The organism is Kocuria rhizophila (genome assembly GCF_003667225.1).
GTDB classification, from domain to species: Bacteria; Actinomycetota; Actinomycetes; order Actinomycetales; family Micrococcaceae; genus Kocuria; species Kocuria rhizophila.
The window spans coordinates 61,395-79,513 of record NZ_RCOM01000003.1; the positions used below are offsets into that span (position 1 = coordinate 61,395).

Below are 18,119 nucleotides of genomic sequence, written 5' to 3' on the forward strand. Positions count from 1 at the left end.
ACTAGCGCTGCTGATTCTCGCCCGAGACGTGGATGCTTTTGCTGGAGACCGTGTCGGAAGGTTCGTCCTGATCCCTCCTGAGGAACCCACGCACGCGATATGACCCGTCTGGAAGGTCGACAAATGATGCAGAGAAGACATTCTTGCGATAAGGAATCTTCCGGACGGCAACCCGCCCTTCGTACAGATAGAAAGCCGCACTCAGCGCCTCGCCAGTGTCCTGCAGCTCGGCGTGGATGCTTCGCCCCGAGCGCGTGATCACGAGGGAAGCACCCTGCGTAGACCGTTGGGTGGTTCCGGCGGCGGTCGAGGTGTCGCGAGAGGTGGCGTCTGCCGCGTGACTTTGCTTGCTGGAGGTGAGAAGGTTCCCAGAGCCGTGCTGAAAATTGTTTGTTCTGATGCTGGTCTCGAGCAGCAGGTCGTGACCCTCAGACATAATCTCGAGGACCGTACCGGGTTTCACCACACCAAATCGGGGAAAACGTTGCGCAAACGGTGTGCTTCCGTGTGACGGGCGCCTGATACGAGAGCTGGTCCTTGCCGAAGAACTCCAGTCGATCTCCATGACCTTTTGCGATCCGAGGTACAGGTCTGTTCCGTGGTCACGAGGCTGCGCCGATACTCCTTCTCCGAGGTGCCACAGAACGGAAAACTTGTGGAGTTTTTCGTCCGTCGTCACTACCTTGTCCTTAACGTGTACCGAGATCCCCTGCGCCCGAGAATCTGTGCACGGTACGGCGCGAACTCTTCGCAAATGCTCCCACTCGTCAGAACGACTGTTGATCCCTTCGACGTCGAAGCCATCCACGCCACCGTGACTGCGGTCCGTGAACGCAACGTTGCCAGGTATCTTGTCCACTCGGGGCTGGCTGGTTCCATCGACGAGGACGACGTTGTGGGCTTTCTGTGAAAAAGCGTACTTGGTCAGGGCATCCTTGTAGTCGTATCCGTAGGGGCCTGCCTCGGCGAGCACGAGGCGTCCGTGGGCGTAAAACAAGAGGGAAAGATCGTCGCAGTGGTGGTGGTAGTTGGATCTGTACCCCGCTTTGAAAAGCACCCACTCGGCGTTCTCGTCCCACGACGACCGGGCGATTGCATAGCCTGCGTCGGGAAACACTGCGCGTGTGGATCCGGGCGGTCGTCCCTCCCGCCCGCGGGATATGGACCACATGTACTCGGGCGTGCGAAACGTCGTGCGGTGAGAGGTGCTGTAGACCGCTTCGTGCTTGGAGTCGCCGAGTGGAGGCACACATCCGTCGGGGGTCACAATATGGGTGGCGAAGTGCTCGGCTCGTTCTTGAAGGGCGACGAGATGCTTCGTGTCCGGGTATTCCAATGCTTGGAACACGGGCAGCAGGTCCTTCACGTATCTGCTGACCATAAAGTGGTAGCTGGGACTGTTCTCGACATGCACGCCGTCCGGGGTGAAGCAATGCGACAGGTAGGTGTCGAGTCGGGTGCTTGCGAGGTCGTAGAAATCGTTAATGTCGTTGTCTGTCCACATGTCCCTAGCGGCGTGAGTGCTCGCCAGGCGCAGCAAGGCGATGTTCTGAAACATGCCGTGATTGTTTTCGCCGGCGTAGAAAGCAGGATCTGACAAAAGCTCGACATGGAGCTGGAGGACGTCTTGGAGCGGGGACAAGTCTCGATCGGCATCGCTCTGGTGCTGCGAATCCATGAAGGAACCCAGCTGGAGCGCCCTTTGCGCGGTGGTCTCGTCGTGGAAAGCCATCGAACTGGAACCAGGGGGGTACGCGTTCACCTTGGACCAGGAACGGAAGAGTCGCAGGATTTCGTCGGCCGCGGCTTCGCGAGAGTAGGACAGGTCGGCGCCCTGGTCTGGCAGGTCTGCCAGAAAGAGAAAGCCGTGCAGATACCGCCCATGTGTGCGCTGGAACTCTGTGGTCCACATGATGTCCGTGCTGGCATCCACATCTGGAAAGACCGGGTGTTGAATGCAACTTTGTCCTATGAGGGCTTGAGCTCGTCGTGCCGCCTGCTCTCCCCCGATGCGTGGCACGAGAGCTTCGGTGGCATGCCGTACACGGGCGTGCTGAAGTACGCACCGCCGAGTGTGTCCTCGGAACGAGCAGTCGTTACGAGAGCTGCCCGGCGTCATGACGCATCCTTCGTCGTAACCGTGACAGGGGCAGGCTCCAGGCAGTCCCCTGGCAGATCCAGCTCCCTGATCTGCCTCGGCACGATTGTCACATCTGACAGGGGATCTGCGGGATCAAGGGGCTGGAGATCTGCGTCGTAGAGAGCACAGATGGCCTCCAGAACCGGTCTGCAGTCGGGACGCACCTCAGGGGCGACAAAGCTGTTGTATTTTTTGACCAACCAACCGTTCAGGAAAGCGTCTGCTCTCAAATGGCAGTAGTCCTCATACATCGAGTGCTGCCTGAGCCAGGCTGCCCGGTACTCCTCTAGAGGCAGGTACTTACGGTAAAAGCCGGGTCCCACGGTATTGATCATGGAGCGGGAAACCGCACCGTAATAGATGTGGATGGGCAGGTTCACCTTGGCAATTCGGTGCGCCCCGTGGAGCATCTGCTGGAAGGCGAACGAGTCTTGTCCGAGTGCGCCCACAGGCTGGTGCATGCCGATGGCGCGAAGCCACTCGGTGTCGGCCACAAGGGCCTGAATGCTCATCGGCTGGAAGCTGACACGCTGGAGCGCGTCGTCGGGCACCACGAGCCCTCCCTCGGGGAGGGCCGGGAGGTGCCGCGTGAGGAGCTTGACGTTGGGCACTCTGCGCCTGGTATCGGCGAGTTTGATCATGTCTCCGATGGCGAACTCAAAGTCTCCCTGGTCCATGGCGTCCATGAGAACGGCGTAGCCGTCGTTGATGGCCTCGTTGTCCGGGTCCAGGTAGGTGATCCGAGGGGTCGTGGCGAGATTCAGGCCTTCGTTGCGGGGCCGGGATGCACTGCCCGATCCACCCCGCTCGAAGAGGTGCGTCCGCACGTTCGGGTGACGTTCGGAGAGTTCCTTGACGGCCTCGACGGTCTGTCCGTCCGTGGAGCCGTCGTCGATGAGCAGAATCTCCATGTCGTCGAAGATGCTCGAGCGCTGGAGGGACCGGAAGCACTTGGACACCAGATGCTTGCCGTTGTTGTACACCGGAACCACCACGGTGAGCCGCGGGGTGCCGGAGGTGGAGAGCTCGATCTGCTGACGTGGCCGCGGACCCGCCCCGAAGGGTGCGGTGCTGTAGGTACGGCCTTCGCTGCGGCCGGTTTCCAGCCAGCCGCGTAGTACATCGGTCTCGCTGCGGGTGCGCAGTGCCGAGCGCGCACTGGCCGTCGCGCCGGCCACGAGTTCGTGGTCCTCGTGCGATGTGGTGCTCCCCGCGGTCTCGCTGCCGTTCTTCGCCGCGATGTCCACTTCGGCGAAGCGGAAGACATTGAGCAGGTCGCGCACGTGGGTGGCGCTGTAGTCGTGGGTGTCGGAAATCGGCACCACGACGTCGTACTCCCCCGCCCGTGCACGCAGCTGCTCCCGCGTGAGGCAGTCGGCCGGGGCGCTCTGGCGCCGCGCCACGGAACCGACGTACTCCAGGGAGGTGTCGCCGTCCGGCACGAGAGCTGTGCGTTCGCGAAGCGACGCGGTGGGTGCTCCCACCGACTCGAGCATCTCTGCCACGCGGTGTCGTGCTCCCACACCCGCCGCAAACCGTCCGTCTGTGCACGGTAGAGACGGTCCCCGGTCAGGTGCTCCAGGACCAGGGGCACTTCGGCGGCCCTGTCAATGAGCTGCACCTCCGGGTAGAGGTCGTTGACGGCCAGGGAGTAGTTCGAGAGCACGAACGCCCCCATGGCCTGAAGCTCCACCACACGGTTGGCGTACATGGTGCCCGAGTCGGTCACGGAGTTCAGGTTCAGGTGGATGTCCACCGCCCGCTGCACCTTCATCAGGTCCTTGTGACCGAGGCCTGGGCCCACGTGGTCGATGTACTCCCGCGGGTAGAAGTACTTAGGATCCCCGAGTTCGGAGTTCCGATCGAGGATCAGCAGGTCTCGCCCGGCGTCCATGACGCCGTCGAACAGTGCTCGGGCGGCAGACTGACGTTTCGGGTACTTGTGGGACAGCCACGAGCCCGCAAACAGAACCTCGGTGTGGCGACGACGCCGCGAGCCCACCGGGTTGTGGATGGCGGGGTTTACACCGAATGTCAGCGAGCGCACGTCCTGGGCGCGGGGGCAGTCGCGCTGGTAGTCGGTGATCTTCTCCCGCGCGGAGGTGAACACCACGTCCGCTTCCTGGGCGAGGGGCCGGAACCGCACGTAGTTGGGAGGGTCTTCCTTGGAGTAGAAGATCACCGGGACACCCTGCTCACGGAAGGCGGGAATCCCCTCGGTGCGGACGAGCCCCGCTGCGGTCGAGGTTCCGTGCCAGTCCTCGTACCGGCCCCGCCACGTGGAGGTGATGATGAGAACGTCCGATTCGCGGGCCGCCTCACGAAAGTTCTCCGGGGTCAGGTAGGTGATGCGGGCGGTTCCCTCATAGGTGTCGTAGAGGAACGTGTCGGCGATCAACGCCACACGGGCCGGATGGGGTGTGAGAACGCGCGTGCCCGCGTGGTCCGGAAGCCCGGCGACGGACGCGGTGAGTCTTTCCACCTGCTCACGTCGATGGTTGTCCCGAAGCCATTGGCTGTAGATCTCTTCCGTCAGAGCCGAGCCCAGCCGGTCCGCCCGACCTTGCAGCGCGTACTGGGCGAACGCGCGGGAGCGGAACCACTGCGCGTCCGCCGCTGCCCGGCCCTCCTGTGCCTGCAAGGCACTGATGCGAGCCTTGACCTTGGCTCTCCGGAACTCCACTTGGCGGGTGTTCAGTGCCATGTGCGGACAGCCTTCCGTGCGCGGCGAAGCCCGGTCATGACCGGGGCGGGCAGAGTGGTCGTGAGCTTACTGACACGCGTGCGCAGTGCGTTGCCCGATCTCCGGGCCTGCTCTGAACGCTCACGTTCCTGGCGCAGCTCGGACTCGAGCCACCAGATCTTTTTGAGGAACCGGCGCTCCTGCTCCCGCAGCTGCCGGTCCCTGGACTCGAGGTTGTCGAAGAACGCGAGTTCCTTCTGGTAGCTGTCCGCGAGTTCGCGGCTGAGCGAACGGATCTTTCGGGACTGCTCGCTCAAGAGCGCGCTGAGTGCCTCCACGGTCTCCTCCGGGGCACCGCCGCCCGTGGTGCTGGGGTGCGTCATGGCAGGTCACTCTCCTTTACGCGCGCCGCCGCATCCAGGGCGCTGTGGACCAGGGACTCGTCGAAGGCTTCCTGAACGAAACGGCCGGCTCGGCCGATGAACTGCGTGCGCTGGGCCTCGTCGCGGGAAAGATCGAAGATCCTGCGTGCCATCTGCGACACGGAGGAAACCAGCCACTCACGGGGGTAGATGAGATCCGCGCCAGGCCAGTCGAGCGACACGGGAGCGGCACCGGAGGCAGCCGCGTCCGGGAGCGTCAGGTGGAACGACTCGTGGTCACTCACGGACACCCCGTATCCCACGTTCCGGTACCACTGCGCCATGTCGTCCCCGTGCGCTTCGAAGCGCACGACTTCTGACTGCTGCCGCGCGTTGAGCCGGTCGATGCGCTCGTAGCACTGGTGGTACCAGGCGAGTTCCTCGTCCCGTTTGAGCATCCACGAGTACTCCTCGGGCCGTTTCCCCTTGATCAGAAGACGGAACTCAGGGTCGAAACGCACGAGTTCCTCGATGAGGTCCACAGCGCGGTCGAGGCGCTTGAGCTGGGGCACGAGGCCCACGAAACCAATCGTCTTACGCGCCCCGGGCAGCTTGTCCTGCCGCAGCCGCTCGCACTGCACAATGTTCGGGACCACATGGCACTTCTCACGCGGCAGACCGTGACTCGTGATAGCCGCTTCCTTCACGAGCTCGCTCACGAAGAGGTAGCTGGACACTCGCCCGTGCTGGATGCGCTTGAGGTAGGGCCCACGGATCTCCTGGGCGTGCACGCGTACCACCAGCCGCTGCCCGTCCGAGACGTGCTGGGAGTACCAGACGGCGTTGCCCAGCCCCCACTCGCAGAACACCGTGTCGGCTTGGCCCAGGAGAACGAGAGACTCCTGCTCGTCGTGGTGTGCGTGGTCGTTCCACATGTCCACGAGCACGGGCACACCCCGTTCCCGCAGGTGCTCGATCCAGGATGCGGCGAACTTCAGGTCGTGGCCCGCGACCAGCACTCGAGGCTGCTGCTCCCGTCCGTCCGAGTCCGAGCACCTCACCGAGTGCAGGGGCTCGGACGCCTCCTCCCGAGGCCGGGTGACAGTGAGGGTCAGGGGTGTCACGAGTTCGCGGAAGTCCTGCGGGTTCTCCATGGGCAGGAGCGCAGAACGAGCCATTCCGAACTCGTCCACGACGTTCTCACCGGGCACTGCAACGTGCCGAGAGCCCTGTCCGAGGCCCGGCTCGTGCGCCGAGATCTTGTCCCAGTGGCCCCAGCGAGTGGCCTGCAGCAAGTCCTCCGCCCAGGTCCGCCCCGCCGCTTCGGGAAGGTGCGCCCAGAAGTCCACCGAGGGGCGGTCCTGGACCCCACTCGTGACCCGGATGCCGTGACTTTCGAGACTGCGGCGGGCGGCGGCGTCGTCCTCCACCAGATGAACGGCCACAGGACGGACGGACTGTTTCAGGATCGCCGGCACCTGGGCGGGGCGCGCGGTGGCACCCCATGCCGGCAACTGGAACCCGTCCACCACCAGTCCGGCCGTGCGGGCAAGGACCACCAGTGCTGTTTCCACGGTGTGCGAGCGCAGGACGGTGCGAAGCTGCAGCCACACCTCGCGCAGCCGTTCCTCAGGATTCGAGGTCCAGGCCGTGAGCAGGGCGGCGCGCTGAAGCTCATCGTTGGAGGAGGGGATCGCCGATCCGAAGGTCTCGTGAATGCCGCGTGACCACGTGGAGAGGACCACTCCCCCGCACGCCGCAATCTCCACCACCCGCCGGGAGAACATGGTGGGGGACGTAGCCACCGAGTTCACGTTGAGGTTCACTGCATGTGCTCGGTAGCTGTCGATCACCTCATCGTAGGGAAGCGCGCCCCGGACGGCCCGCTCGTACTGCCCGGGGAACCGATAGGGAGAGTCGGGGACCGCAAGCTGCCGGTCGTAAATGGCCAGGCCATGGGGCGCGGCGGCGCCCAGGAGGTTGTCCAGCTGCCGCTTCCGGTCCGGATACCGATCTCCGTAGTACGTTCCGGCGTAGGCCACTGTCTCTTCGACAGGCCGACGACCGGGCAGCGGATTGTGAATGGCCGGCTGGGCGTAGAACGGCAATGAGGAGGCCGTCACGGCTCCCGCACCCTCCAGGTGCCGCGCTTCATGGAGGTACGCGGGGATCATGTCCGCGTCCGTGGTGAACACGTGGTCGCACAGGGCTCCCGTGACGCGGAACCGCTCGATGTGGACCGGGTCCTCCTTGTTCCAGAACACGCTGGGGATGCCCTCGGCCCTGCACCGAGCGAGCAAGTCCCTCAGGGGAGCATGCTCCTCGTTCGAATAGTGCCCCACGCCGCGGTGCCACTGCCCGCCGTTGCCACTCCACGCAGATTCCACGAACACAAGGTCCAGGTGCTCGTCGCTGAGCTGGCGGGGGAAGTCGACAGGATCGAGCGGAACCACAGTCGCCGAACGTCGTATGGTCTCCGTGGTGAACTCGTCGGCGATGACGCCGATCCGCAGTTGTTCCAGGCTCTGCCCGTGGCTCGCAAGCGCCCTGTGGTGCTCGTCCGCACGTTCATGGACATGTCTGATGTCGTGCCCGAGATACCGCCACTGGCGTTCATCGACAACCCACAACCGCCCGGCCTGCCCCTGAGCGACCCTGAGTTCGGGGTCCTCAATCAATCTTTGCAGCGCATCGGCCAACGACTTGGGGTCGCCCGCGCGGCTCAACAGCCCGCGCGGGCCGTCTGCGCACCCCGGGGGGGGCTCCGACCAGCACCCGGTGCGGTGACACATCACTGAGCACCACGGGTTTGGACGCGCTGAACGCCTCCAACGGTTTGAGGGGTGACACCATCTCCGTCACGGGCAGACTCAGCCGTGGGCACGCGACAATGTCAACGCTGCTCATCAGGCGTGGGATCTCCTGGGACGGCCGGCGGCCCACGAACTTCACCCTGCTCTTGAGCTTGTTCCTCACCTGGTAGTTCTTCAGGTCTCGGTACACGCCCCCAGATCCGGCGATGACCACCTGGAAGTCGACCTTGCGGCCCCGCAGGATGTTCGCCGCCTGCAGCAGCGTGAGCAACCCCTCGTAGGCGACGAGGGATCCGGCGAATCCGATGACCGGGACATCCGTGCGGATGCCACGCGCCTTCGCGTACCCGTGGTCCTTGGGAAGTGGCAGGAAGTCGTTCGTGTTCACCGCGTTGGGAAGGAGGGAGATTTTCTCCTCCGGCACGCCCCGGCGCACGAGCTCAGTCTTGATTTCCTCGGTGATCGCGAGGACGGCGTCCGCCTCCTGCGCGACGAAGGCCTCCATCCCGGCCTGGTGCGCGTAGCGCTCGGTGGCCTCCCACCCTGGACGTACGGACGCCTCGGTGACCTCCCACAGGCCACGGACCTCGTAGACGAAAGGCAGACCCAGGCGTCTCGCGGCCATCAGTGCCGGTAGAGCGTTCAGGTAGTTGGATGCCGCGTGGATCAGGGAGGGACGCCGACGGGTCGCCTCCCTGACCACGGCATCTGCGGCAACGTTGATGTAGACGTCCGGAGCGAGATTCGAGCTGTGTCCCTCGGGCAGGTGCACCCATTCCACACCGTGGAGCGTCTCCACGTGACGCCGTCTGCGAGGCTTGGGGCGCACCGTGGTGATGTCCCACGGATAGCCCGCCCTGGCAAGGACTGTCACATCCACGCCGGCCGCCTTCAGCCCCGAAACCACACCCTCCGTGCGCATGCTGTAGCCGTTGGAGTGGAACATCGGGGTCGAGTACGCGCAATAGAGAACACGACCCTGCTCGGCGGTGTAGGCCGCGCCCCGGGAGCGAGACGGCACCAGCGCGGGAAGAGACTGAACCAGCGCCTCCGTTCCCAGGATGCGGTCCGCGATCTGCTGACGTCTGGACGAGAGCTCAGACACCAGCTGGGGAAACTCCCGCACCAGTGAGGCCGCGCGGGTGATTTGCCCTTCGTCGGTCCACAAACGCGTGAGAGCCTCGTCCAGCCGCTCAGCACTCGGTTCAGCTCGCAGCGCCTCGAGGAGGTCGTCCGTCGCTGCCGGCGCCACTGGGTCCGCGGCCTCGGGCGAAGGGGTCGTCGACTCTGTGTCCAGGGATCCGTCGGGCACCGTGTCCCCGGAGGTTGCCAGCTCACCGTCTAGGGGTGCGGCTACATCGGCCGTGGCGTGCGCGGCCTTCTCGGCTGCGAGGTCCTGCACCCGGGCCTTCAGGATCCTTATGGTGGACCTGTCCCCCGCCCCCGCAGCCTCCAGGGTGCGGATGCGACGGCGTGCCACCTCCAGCTCCTCGAACAGTTTCTGGGGATTCGTCGCGGCATGGCGGAGGATCAGCTCACGGAGATGGCCCGAGTCTCGCTGTTCGTCTGGATGCATGGGGGGATGCTCCTGGCAGTGTGGCGTGGCATCCCTGCGGGGGCAGGGAGCGGAGGAGTGCACCTGCGCGCGGCAACGGGTGGGTGGGCCGCTGCCGCACACGGATCAGCGCGTCACCGCCACAGCCCCTTCGTGTCCACCACGGCCTTGCCCTTGAGCGCGGTGGCGGGCAGTGCCTTGAACTCGTCGTGGTCCACGAGCAGTAGAACCACATCCGCGCGTTCGATGGCGTCCTTGTACTCGGCGAACTCCACGTTGGGCAGTCCCTGCAGGCCCTTGGGCAGCTCGGAGACGTTCGGTTCCACGGCCAGCACCGTGGCGTGGCTGACGTGCTCGGCGAGGTCCTTGGTGATGTTCATGGCTGGGGACTCGCGCAGGTCGTCGATGTTTGCCTTGAACGCGAGGCCCAGCGCGGCGATCACCGGGGACTCCACGTGGGAGCACGCCTCCTCCACCTTGGAGATGACCCACTTGGGCTTGCCGTCGTTGACCTCGCGGGCGGTGCGGATCAGGTTCGAGTTTTCGCGGTCTGCCGCGACGATGAACCAGGGGTCCACGGCAATGCAGTGCCCGCCCACACCGGGGCCCGGCTGGAGGATGTTCACGCGGGGGTGGTGGTTGGCCAGCTCGATGAGTTCCCACACGTCGATGCCCAGCTTGTCCGCGATCAGGGAGAGTTCGTTGGCGAACGCGATGTTGACGTCCCGGAAGCTGTTCTCCGTGAGCTTGGACATCTCCGCGGTGATGTCGTCCGTGGCCAGCAGCTCGCCCTCGCAGAACGAGGCGTAGACCTCACGGGCGCGGCGGGCGGCCTCCGGGGTGCTGCCACCAATGATGCGGTCGTTGGAGATGAGCTCCTCAAGGGCCTTGCCCGGCAGGATGCGCTCGGGGCAGTACGCGAAGTACACCACGGGCTTGCCGTCCTCCCCGTCCAGGGAAAGATCCGGGCGCAGCTCCATGATCTTGGCGGCGAGCTTCTGGGTGGTGCGCGGCGGGGAGGTGGACTCCAGGATCACGGTCTCGTCACCGCGCAGCTGCGGGGCGATCGACTCGGCCGCGGACATGATGTAGGAGAGATCGCCCTCGTAGTTCTCCTTGAAGGGCGTGGGCACGGCGATCACGAACGCGTCCCCGTGCTGCATCTCCGTGGTGGCGGTGAGCTGGCCGCTGTTGACAGCCTTCTGCAGCTCCTCCTCCAGCCCGGGCTCCACGATGGTGACCTCACCACGCTGGATGCGCTCCACCGCGGAGGCGTTCACGTCCACGCCGTGCACACGCACACCGTGATTGGCCATCACCACGGCGGTGGGGAGTCCGATGTACCCCAGGCCCACGAACACGACTTCCAGCGGCTTGCTCATCTACGCACCTCACACAACGGGTGGCGCCTGAAGACGGAGCCACCTTTTTCCTTTGCAAATATTTGGTCCACCACGGATCATACCGTCACGTGGGCTCGATTGTCCCCAAAGAGGGCCACGGTGCCGGAGGCGAGTGCTGCGGCGTCGGACACCTGCCACGTGTGTCCGTGGGCCCCGCGGAACTGGACGAAGTTGAAGCGGTCCGCAGAGTAGATCGTGAAGCCTGCCTGCCGCACCGCCGCCAGGAACGAGGTGTCCTCCCCCGTGCTGCGGCGCTGGAACGGAATCTGGTGGAAGACCTCCCGACGCCCGGTGATCGTGGGGCCCATGACGAAGTCCGTGTAGCGGTGCTCCCGGTGCGGGAATCGCAGCAGCGTCGCATCCTGCGCCTCCACACGCATGTAGTGGGCCTGCTTGCCCACGATGTCCGCGTTCGCGTAGGTCATGGCATCCAGGAGGTCCGCCAGGTAGCGCGGCGCGTAGTAGTCGTCGTCGTCCATCTTGGAGAGCACATCCCCGGTGGCATGCTCCACCGCCAGGTTGAGACACTCCCCCAGCGTCAACGCGGCGTCCGCGAACACGGTGGTCACCTGCAGCCCGGACCCGTGAACGGCATCGGCCACGGGGGCTGACCACGGGTCGAAGCCGTGCGTGACAAGCACCACGTCCAGCTGGACGTCCTCCTGGGCCGCGATGCCCCGCAACGCCGGGACCACCCGCTGCGGGCGGTTGGTGCAGAGCAGAGCGGTGACGGTGGGTCGAGTCCGCGCCCTGGCCAGGTGCGGGGCCGCGAGTTCCACGACCGTCTCCACACGGTGCGTGTACGTGTGCTTCGCCCAGATCTCCCGCTGTGCGCGGTGCACCATGCGGTCCGCCAGTTCCGGGCTGCGCACGAGCGCCCGGATCACGTCCGCCGCGTGCTGCCGGTCTGACACCACGGAGAGCTGGTCCTGTGAGAAGTAGCGCCGGACGGCCTCGGAGGGAGTGGACACCACGGCGGTGCCGCACGCCGTGATCTCGAAGATCCGCCGCGCACACATGGACGGCGAGTCCACCACGGAGTTCACGTTGAGGAACACCTTGTACGCGCGGTACGCGGTGAGCATCTGCTCGTAGTCCAGGGAGCCGACCACGTGGCGGTCCAGCGGCGCCGGGAACTGGTAGCGCTCATCCTGTCCCAGGTACCGGGAGAAGATCTCCAGACCGGTGTCCAGCTTGCGGGAGACGTCGTGCGCACCTCCCAGCAGCATGTCCATCTGATCGCGGCGCTCGGGGAACTTGTGGGCGAAGTACATTCCACCGAAGGCCACGTCCCGGGAGTGGAAGCCCTTCTTGGGTCGCGCCGGGTTGTGGACCGCGGGCTGGGCGGCGAACGGCAGAACGCCCACGCGCTCGTGGCCGAGGTCCCGGTGGTAGTCCGGGACCTTGTTGATGTCCGTGGTGAACACCACGTCGAAGAGCCGCGCGCACTCCAGGAAGTCGTCGTAGTGCGGCGGGGCCTCCTTGTTCCAGAACACCGTGGGAACCCCGCGCTCACGGCAGTGGGCCACAAGCTCCCGTACGGAGTCCTTGACTCCCGAGGTGCCCGTCAACTGGTACTGCCACTCGTCGTGGTTGCCGTGCCACGCGGACTCCACGAACAGCAGATCCACGGGCTGGGCATCCAGTTCTGCCCGCCAGTTCGCGCGCGTCAGCTCCACCTGGTTCCACTCGTACTGGAACGCCCGCAGCGAGAAGTCGTCCAGGACCACCGCGGCGGTGATGTCCGCGCGCACGGGTTCACGGTCCGGCCACGCCTGGGGAGCGAAGCTCACGGTGCCGTCCCCGTCCTCCTGCGGCGCCACCGCGCGGTTCCCCGTGACGACGGCGCCCGCGGACGTCCCTGCGGGAAGGCTCGCCCGCCGCCGGTACGTGCGCCACTGCGAGACCCCGCCATGGCGCAGGTGCCACAGCTGCGTCCTCAGGTCTGCTGCCTGCGGCCGCGGGGTCATGTGCGCACCTCACGCAGCTCGGTCCGCACCAGGTCGCCCATCAGCTGCTCCTTGACCCGCTCAGCGGCCCGGTTGTTGCCGGCCGCGAGCTCCTTCATGAATGCCTCGTACTCCCGCGTGACGTGCACTGGGTCCCCGTCCATGAGCAGATCCCCCTGGTCCAGCCACACCACACGGGTGCACATCTCGCGGACCTCCGCCATGGAGTGGGACACGAACAGCACGCAGCCTGCCTGCTCACGGATCTGCGCCATGCGCGCCTGACCCCGTTCCCGGAACTGGGCGTCGCCGGTGGACAGCGCCTCGTCCAGGATCAGGATGTGCGGGTCCGTGGCCGTGGCCACGGCGAAGCGCAGCCGTGCGGCCATGCCGGAGGAGTACGCCTTCATGGGCCAGTGGATGGCCTTTCCGAGGGCGGCGATCTCCACCAGATCGGGGAGGATCTCCTCCACGTGGCGCGGGTCCATGCCCTGGGCCAGGCACCCCAGGCGGATGTTCTTCTCACCGGACAGCGCCGGCACCAGGGACACGTTCACCCCCAGCTTCACGGGAGTGTCCGTGGCGTAGACACGGCCGGTGGTGGGGTTCATCTGACCCGCCACGATGTTCATGAGCGTGGACTTCCCGGAGCCGTTGCGCCCGATGAAGCCCACGAACTCGCCCTGGTGCACCGCCAAGGTCACATCGTTGACCGCTCGGTTGCGCACCACCGGGGGCCGCCCGAGCGCCTTGCGCGCCCACCGCACTGGGGCGGCCACGGGGACCTCGTCTCCGCCGCCCGTGGAGGTGACGTTGTAGACCATGCTCACGCGGTCCATGACCACGGCCGGCTGCGCCGCCCCGACGGATGCGGGCGACGTCGCCCGCGCGTGGAGCATGCCGCCAGCCCTGCGACGCCCTCGCACGCGCTGCCCCTGCGGTGTCTGCGGTGGAGTCGGTTTCTCAGCGCTCATCCGCGTAGCTCTCCTCGTTGTACCAGAACACCAGGAACCCCACGGCCAGCACGAGAACCGATGAGCCCGTCAGCACGGCCCAGGAGGACCAGGAAGGCACCTGCGCGCGCAGCACCAGATCTCGGCTCATGGAGAGCACCTGGTAGAGCGGGTTGAAGTGGAAGAGCGCGAGGATCCGCGGATCGCTCACGAACCTGGAGGGGTCGTAGAAGATCCCGGACGAGTACATCCACAGCCTCATGACGAAGGACAGCATGTTGGCGAGGTCAGGGATCTTATACACCGCGGGTGCCAGGAGCATGCCCAGGCCCCAGTTGAAGACGGTCTGCAGCAGGAACACGGGAACCAGCAGCAGCCACGTCCAGGACACGGGCTCCAGCGGGGGGACCAGGAGCAGGAAGAACAGGATGGAGATGATCGCGTAGAACTGCGTGAGCGCATCACGCGCCACGATGGACAGAGTCAGCGCCGCCCGGGGAAACATGAATCCCCGAACCAGGGCCTTGCCCGAGATCATGGACCGGGACAGGGTCACCACGGAGCGGGAGCTGTACATGAACATGGTGAGGCCCAGCACGATGAACGCCACGAAGTTGTCGATCCCGCGTCCCGTGTCGAGGAGCAGCCCGAAGATCACGTAGAACGTCAGCCCCATGAGTACGGGGTTGAGCACGATCCACGCCTTGCCCAGGAACGTGTGGTCCTGGCTGACGGCCAGTCGCACGTGGGCGTCGTACATGATGAAGTGCCGCGATCCCCACAGGTCGCGGATGTACCTGCGCAGCGGTGGCCGGGCCCCCACGGCCTGCATGACCGAGGGGTCGAACGTCTTCACGGTGGCTCGAGGAGCCCCCGAGTACCCCTCGCCGCTTCCGGGATGCGGGTCCCCGGAGCTCTGGGCGGCGGTACTGGTCATGCGCGGTTCTCCTCGTTGGTGTGGGCTGTCCTGGGGACGCATTCAGTCAGTTCACAGTACCGCGCGGTGGCCTGCCGGGCGACGACCCGCCAGGTCCGGTGCGCGAGCACCCAGTCCTGGCCGGCCGTGGCCAACCGGGTGGCGAGCCCGGGATCTGCGGCGAACCGGTGGAGGGTCTGCGCCAGAGCGTGGGGATCCTCGGGGGGAGTCAGCAGCCCGGTTCGGCCGTGCTCCACGCTCTCCCGGAGCGCGGGGAGGTCGCTGGCCACCACGGTGGTTCCCGCAGCCATGGCCTCCACGGGCTTCAACGGGGTCACCGCACGCGTCACCGAACGGTCCTTGCGCGGGATCACGAAGGCGTCCAGCGCGGCCATGTGCACGACCGCGGCGGAACGCTCCACCCGACCCACGAACGTCACCAGATCCTCGATCCCGAGATCGTGGGCAAGCCGTTCCAGACCGGGCCGCGCCACGCCGTCGCCCACCACGCGCACCGCGAGGGAGGGAACGTCCGGCCGCAGCAGAGCCGCGGCGCGCAGCAGGTCGTCGATGCCCTCGTAGTCCACCACCGAGGTCACGGTGCCCACCACGAACGCGCCGGGGGCGAGCCCCAGGGAGGATCGAGCCGCCGCACGGGTGGGGACGGCGTCCAGGAATGCTCCTCCCACACCGTTCGGCGCGAGGTCCACCCGCACCTCCCCGCCGTGGGCTGCGTTCGCGGTGCACAGCGCCCGGAGCCGCTCGGCCATCTCGGAGCCGAGGGTCACGGCACGGTCCGCGGCCGTCACCGCCCACGCCTCCCGCCGCTGGAACCGCTTGTAGCGCGCCGAGTCCAGCGCCAGCGGCGAGCGCGTGGCGGCCCAGGTGTCCGCGAGCAGTCCCCGGACCTCGTACACCCACGGGATGCCCAGGGCGTCCGCCACGGCGGCCACGGCCAGTGCGTTGACGTAGTGGCTCGTGGTGTGCAGCACCGCTGGTCGGGTGCGCAGTGCGAGCTCCAGCAGGGCCTCGGCGTGCTGCTGGACCCGTCCCGTGGCTGTGGGTGCCAGGCGCGCCGGAAGGATCCGGTGGTGGGTGATGCCGTCCACGGTGTCTTCGTGCCGCGCGAGGATCTTGCCCACCTGGACCGGGTAGCCGGGGCGGGTCACGGCGTGCACGGTCCATCCCTCGTCCGCCAGGGCGGTCAGGTAGGAGTGTGAGCGCTGGGCGTAGCCGCTCGCGGTGTGGGGCAGCGAGTTGGTCACGGCGTACAGCACGGTGCGGGGTTCCGCCCGGTAGTCGCCCACCCGCTCGAGCCGTGGTGCGAAGTCTCCCAGAAGCTCCCGCTCCGCGCCGAGTCTTCGTTCCAGGTCCTGCTCACCGCGGGTGGTGCGTCCCGCCAGGCGCGCCTCTTCGAGGACAGCCACGGCCCTGTCCACGTCCCCGTGGAACCATCTCAGCCGGGCGTGGGTCGCCGCGGCGCCGCGCTGCTGCGCGGGCAACCTGGCCAGCAGCGTCTCGGCGAGCTCGGGATCCCCCATGGCCAGCGCCACCTCCGCGCCGCGCCGCAGTGCGCGGTACGACGACGCCGCCGCGCCCTCGCCCCGCGCGTCACCCAGCGCTCGCCGCAGCAGGGCGCGGGCGTCGTCGTCCCGGCCCAGGATGTGCAGGGCTGTGGCGCGGACGGGCAGGAGACGGACACCACGCGTGTGGTAGGCCAGGCGCGCGAGTGGAGCCACCCAGCGGCGCGGCAGCCGCCGGGAGACCTGCAGCCAGAAGACCACGGGATCGTCCGTCACGTGCTGCGCCACGGTGCGTGCGGTGAGTTGGAGGTTCGTGGTGATCTCTCCGAGGCGGCTGGTCGGTCGAGGGCTCATGCGGTCGGCCCGTTCGACTCAGCTCGTCGGGCCGACGGGGAGGACACGATCGGAGGGTGCTCCGGGCCGATGGGCGGGGTGTCCGGTGTGCGCAGGGCGCGCGCACCACGGGTGAGCAGGCGGGCCGCGCGGGCGGTCCGGGGCAGCACCCCGATCCCGCAGGGGCGGCTGAACTCCCGCACGGTGGCGCGCAGGTGCTGGTCGTAGTGAACGGAGAGGTCCGCGTAGTCCGCGTGCTGACGCACCCACTCCCGGCCGGCACCACGGGTGACCAGGCGCGAGCGGTCTGCGGCGAGGGCACGCCAGAGTGCGGCGATCTCCTCCGGGTCCGAGGCCACGATGTCCCCCTCCCCCGCGTCCGTGAGCACGTGGGCCGCCTCCCCCCGGACCACGGCGGTGATGTGACGCCCCACGGCGAGCACCTCGTAGGTCTTGGACGGAATGGTGTCCTCGAACGACTTCCAGTCGTCCCGCAGAGAGATCACCACGATGTCCGCGTCCCGGTAGCGGTCGAAGACCCGCTCCCGGTACTCGGGCGGGAGAAAGGTGACGCGCGCGCCGAGCGTTCGCGCCAGTCTCACCAGCTCAGGCTTCTGGCTCCCGTGGCCCACGAGCGTCAGCTCCACGGCCTCCCCGGCGAGGTGCGCCGCATGGACGAGGCGGTCCAGGGACTGGGACTCTCCGTGGTTGCCCAGGTAGAGGACGTTCAGCGCGTCCCGTTCCGTCGGTGGGGGCGGCAGCTGGGGGGTGCGTTCCAGCAGGATGCCGTTGCGCACCGTCACCACGTTGCGCACGCCCCGTTCCCGCAGGGTGCGGGCAAAGCCCTCGGTGACCGTGACCACGAGGTCCGCGCGGTTCTGCACGTGCTCCACGGCCAGGTTGATGAGAGACTTCGAGCCCCCGCGCACCAGGGACGCGTCCTCCGCCAGGTTGGGCCAGGCATCACGCATCTCCACGATCAGCGGAATGCTCTTGAGACGAGCCACCACGAGTGCCGAGGCGAGGAGGGGAAGCGAGGGAGCGGTCACCACCACCACGTCCTGGCGCCCCGTGAAGCAGCCCCGCACGGCGGACGCCGCCGCGCTGACCAGCTGGTCCAGGAGCTTGCCCGTGCGGTGGTCCCCCAGGAACAGGTAGGGCACCCGGTGGATGCGCTCCCCCAGGAACCCCGCCTGACGCCGCCACGCGCGCCCGCGCGTTTCCGCCGAGTAGTCCGGGCCGGCCCCGTAGTGGGCCACGGGACACACCACGGACACGGTCCACCCCCGGTCACGGAGGTGGCTCAGCAGGGAGTACCAGCGCCGCTGCGGCGGGGAGTGCTCGGGCCAGTAGGAGCTGGCCATGAGGAGCATCCGCAGCGGGGAGAGCTCCGCCGGGGTGCCGGCAGGTTGAGCGGACTCGTGCGGTCCGGGGGCGGACGGCGGGGGCGCGGTCGTGTTCATGGGCCTCTCGCGTGGGGGTCACGAGG

Annotated in this window: 11 protein-coding genes; all 11 read right to left on the bottom strand. The window is 67.0% G+C overall.

Annotated elements, in window-relative coordinates; all coding sequences use genetic code 11:
- Position 1 precedes the first annotated feature (1 nt).
- On the bottom strand, positions 2–2,119 hold the full coding sequence (locus D9R02_RS01310; protein WP_102613286.1) for a heparinase II/III domain-containing protein: 2,118 nt from the start codon (positions 2,117–2,119) through the stop codon (positions 2–4).
- Positions 2,116–3,636, bottom strand: coding sequence for a glycosyltransferase family 2 protein (locus tag D9R02_RS12220; RefSeq protein WP_223246075.1), 1,521 nt, complete (start codon positions 3,634–3,636; stop codon positions 2,116–2,118). The genes D9R02_RS01310 and D9R02_RS12220 overlap by 4 nt, the downstream gene beginning before the upstream one ends.
- Positions 3,637–4,834: 1,198 nt before the next feature.
- A complete protein-coding gene (locus D9R02_RS01320) occupies positions 4,835–5,206 on the bottom strand; it encodes a hypothetical protein (RefSeq protein ID WP_102613285.1) in 372 nt (123 codons plus the stop codon).
- Positions 5,203–7,863, bottom strand: a complete 2,661-nt coding sequence (locus D9R02_RS01325; RefSeq protein ID WP_147435317.1) for a glycosyltransferase family protein — start codon at positions 7,861–7,863, stop codon at positions 5,203–5,205. Before D9R02_RS01325 ends, D9R02_RS01320 begins: the two co-directional genes overlap by 4 nt.
- On the bottom strand, positions 7,856–9,574 hold the full coding sequence (locus tag D9R02_RS01330) for a glycosyltransferase (protein ID WP_102613283.1): 1,719 nt from the start codon (positions 9,572–9,574) through the stop codon (positions 7,856–7,858). Before D9R02_RS01330 ends, D9R02_RS01325 begins: the two co-directional genes overlap by 8 nt.
- A 113-nt stretch (positions 9,575–9,687) precedes the next feature.
- On the bottom strand, positions 9,688–10,935 hold the full coding sequence (wecC, locus tag D9R02_RS01335; RefSeq protein ID WP_102613282.1) for a UDP-N-acetyl-D-mannosamine dehydrogenase: 1,248 nt from the start codon (positions 10,933–10,935) through the stop codon (positions 9,688–9,690).
- A gap of 77 nt (positions 10,936–11,012) precedes the next feature.
- Positions 11,013–12,926 (bottom strand): glycosyltransferase family protein, encoded by a 1,914-nt coding sequence (locus tag D9R02_RS01340; RefSeq protein ID WP_121566193.1) that lies wholly within the window; start codon positions 12,924–12,926, stop codon positions 11,013–11,015.
- Positions 12,923–13,750: an ABC transporter ATP-binding protein gene (locus D9R02_RS01345; RefSeq protein WP_102613323.1), complete on the bottom strand. Its 828-nt coding sequence runs from the start codon at positions 13,748–13,750 to the stop codon at positions 12,923–12,925. The genes D9R02_RS01340 and D9R02_RS01345 overlap by 4 nt, the downstream gene beginning before the upstream one ends.
- Positions 13,751–13,868: 118 nt before the next feature.
- Positions 13,869–14,795, bottom strand: a complete 927-nt coding sequence (locus D9R02_RS01350) for an ABC transporter permease (RefSeq protein ID WP_259463882.1) — start codon at positions 14,793–14,795, stop codon at positions 13,869–13,871.
- A complete protein-coding gene (locus tag D9R02_RS01355) occupies positions 14,792–16,651 on the bottom strand; it encodes a glycosyltransferase family 4 protein (protein WP_082698340.1) in 1,860 nt (619 codons plus the stop codon). Before D9R02_RS01355 ends, D9R02_RS01350 begins: the two co-directional genes overlap by 4 nt.
- Positions 16,648–18,093 carry a glycosyltransferase family 4 protein gene (locus D9R02_RS01360; RefSeq protein WP_223246066.1) on the bottom strand — a complete coding sequence of 482 codons (1,446 nt, stop codon included), beginning with the start codon at positions 18,091–18,093 and terminating at the stop codon, positions 16,648–16,650. The genes D9R02_RS01355 and D9R02_RS01360 overlap by 4 nt, the downstream gene beginning before the upstream one ends.
- Between the last annotated feature and the right edge of the window lie 26 nt (positions 18,094–18,119).

Bases quoted from the DNA above. Each gene is read 5' to 3' on its own strand.
- D9R02_RS01320 (WP_102613285.1), bottom strand. From the start codon at position 5,206: ATGACGCACCCCAGCACCACGGGCGGCGGTGCCCCGGAGGAGACCGTG.
- D9R02_RS01330 (WP_102613283.1), bottom strand. From the start codon at position 9,574: ATGCATCCAGACGAACAGCGAGACTCGGGCCATCTCCGTGAGCTGATC.
- D9R02_RS01340 (WP_121566193.1), bottom strand. From the start codon at position 12,926: ATGACCCCGCGGCCGCAGGCAGCAGACCTGAGGACGCAGCTGTGGCAC.
- D9R02_RS01350 (WP_259463882.1), bottom strand. From the start codon at position 14,795: ATGACCAGTACCGCCGCCCAGAGCTCCGGGGACCCGCATCCCGGAAGC.
- D9R02_RS01360 (WP_223246066.1), bottom strand. From the start codon at position 18,093: ATGAACACGACCGCGCCCCCGCCGTCCGCCCCCGGACCGCACGAGTCC.
- D9R02_RS01355 (WP_082698340.1), bottom strand. From the start codon at position 16,651: ATGAGCCCTCGACCGACCAGCCGCCTCGGAGAGATCACCACGAACCTC.
- wecC (WP_102613282.1), bottom strand. From the start codon at position 10,935: ATGAGCAAGCCGCTGGAAGTCGTGTTCGTGGGCCTGGGGTACATCGGA.
- D9R02_RS01310 (WP_102613286.1), bottom strand. From the start codon at position 2,119: ATGACGCCGGGCAGCTCTCGTAACGACTGCTCGTTCCGAGGACACACT.
- D9R02_RS12220 (WP_223246075.1), bottom strand. From the start codon at position 3,636: ATGCTCGAGTCGGTGGGAGCACCCACCGCGTCGCTTCGCGAACGCACA.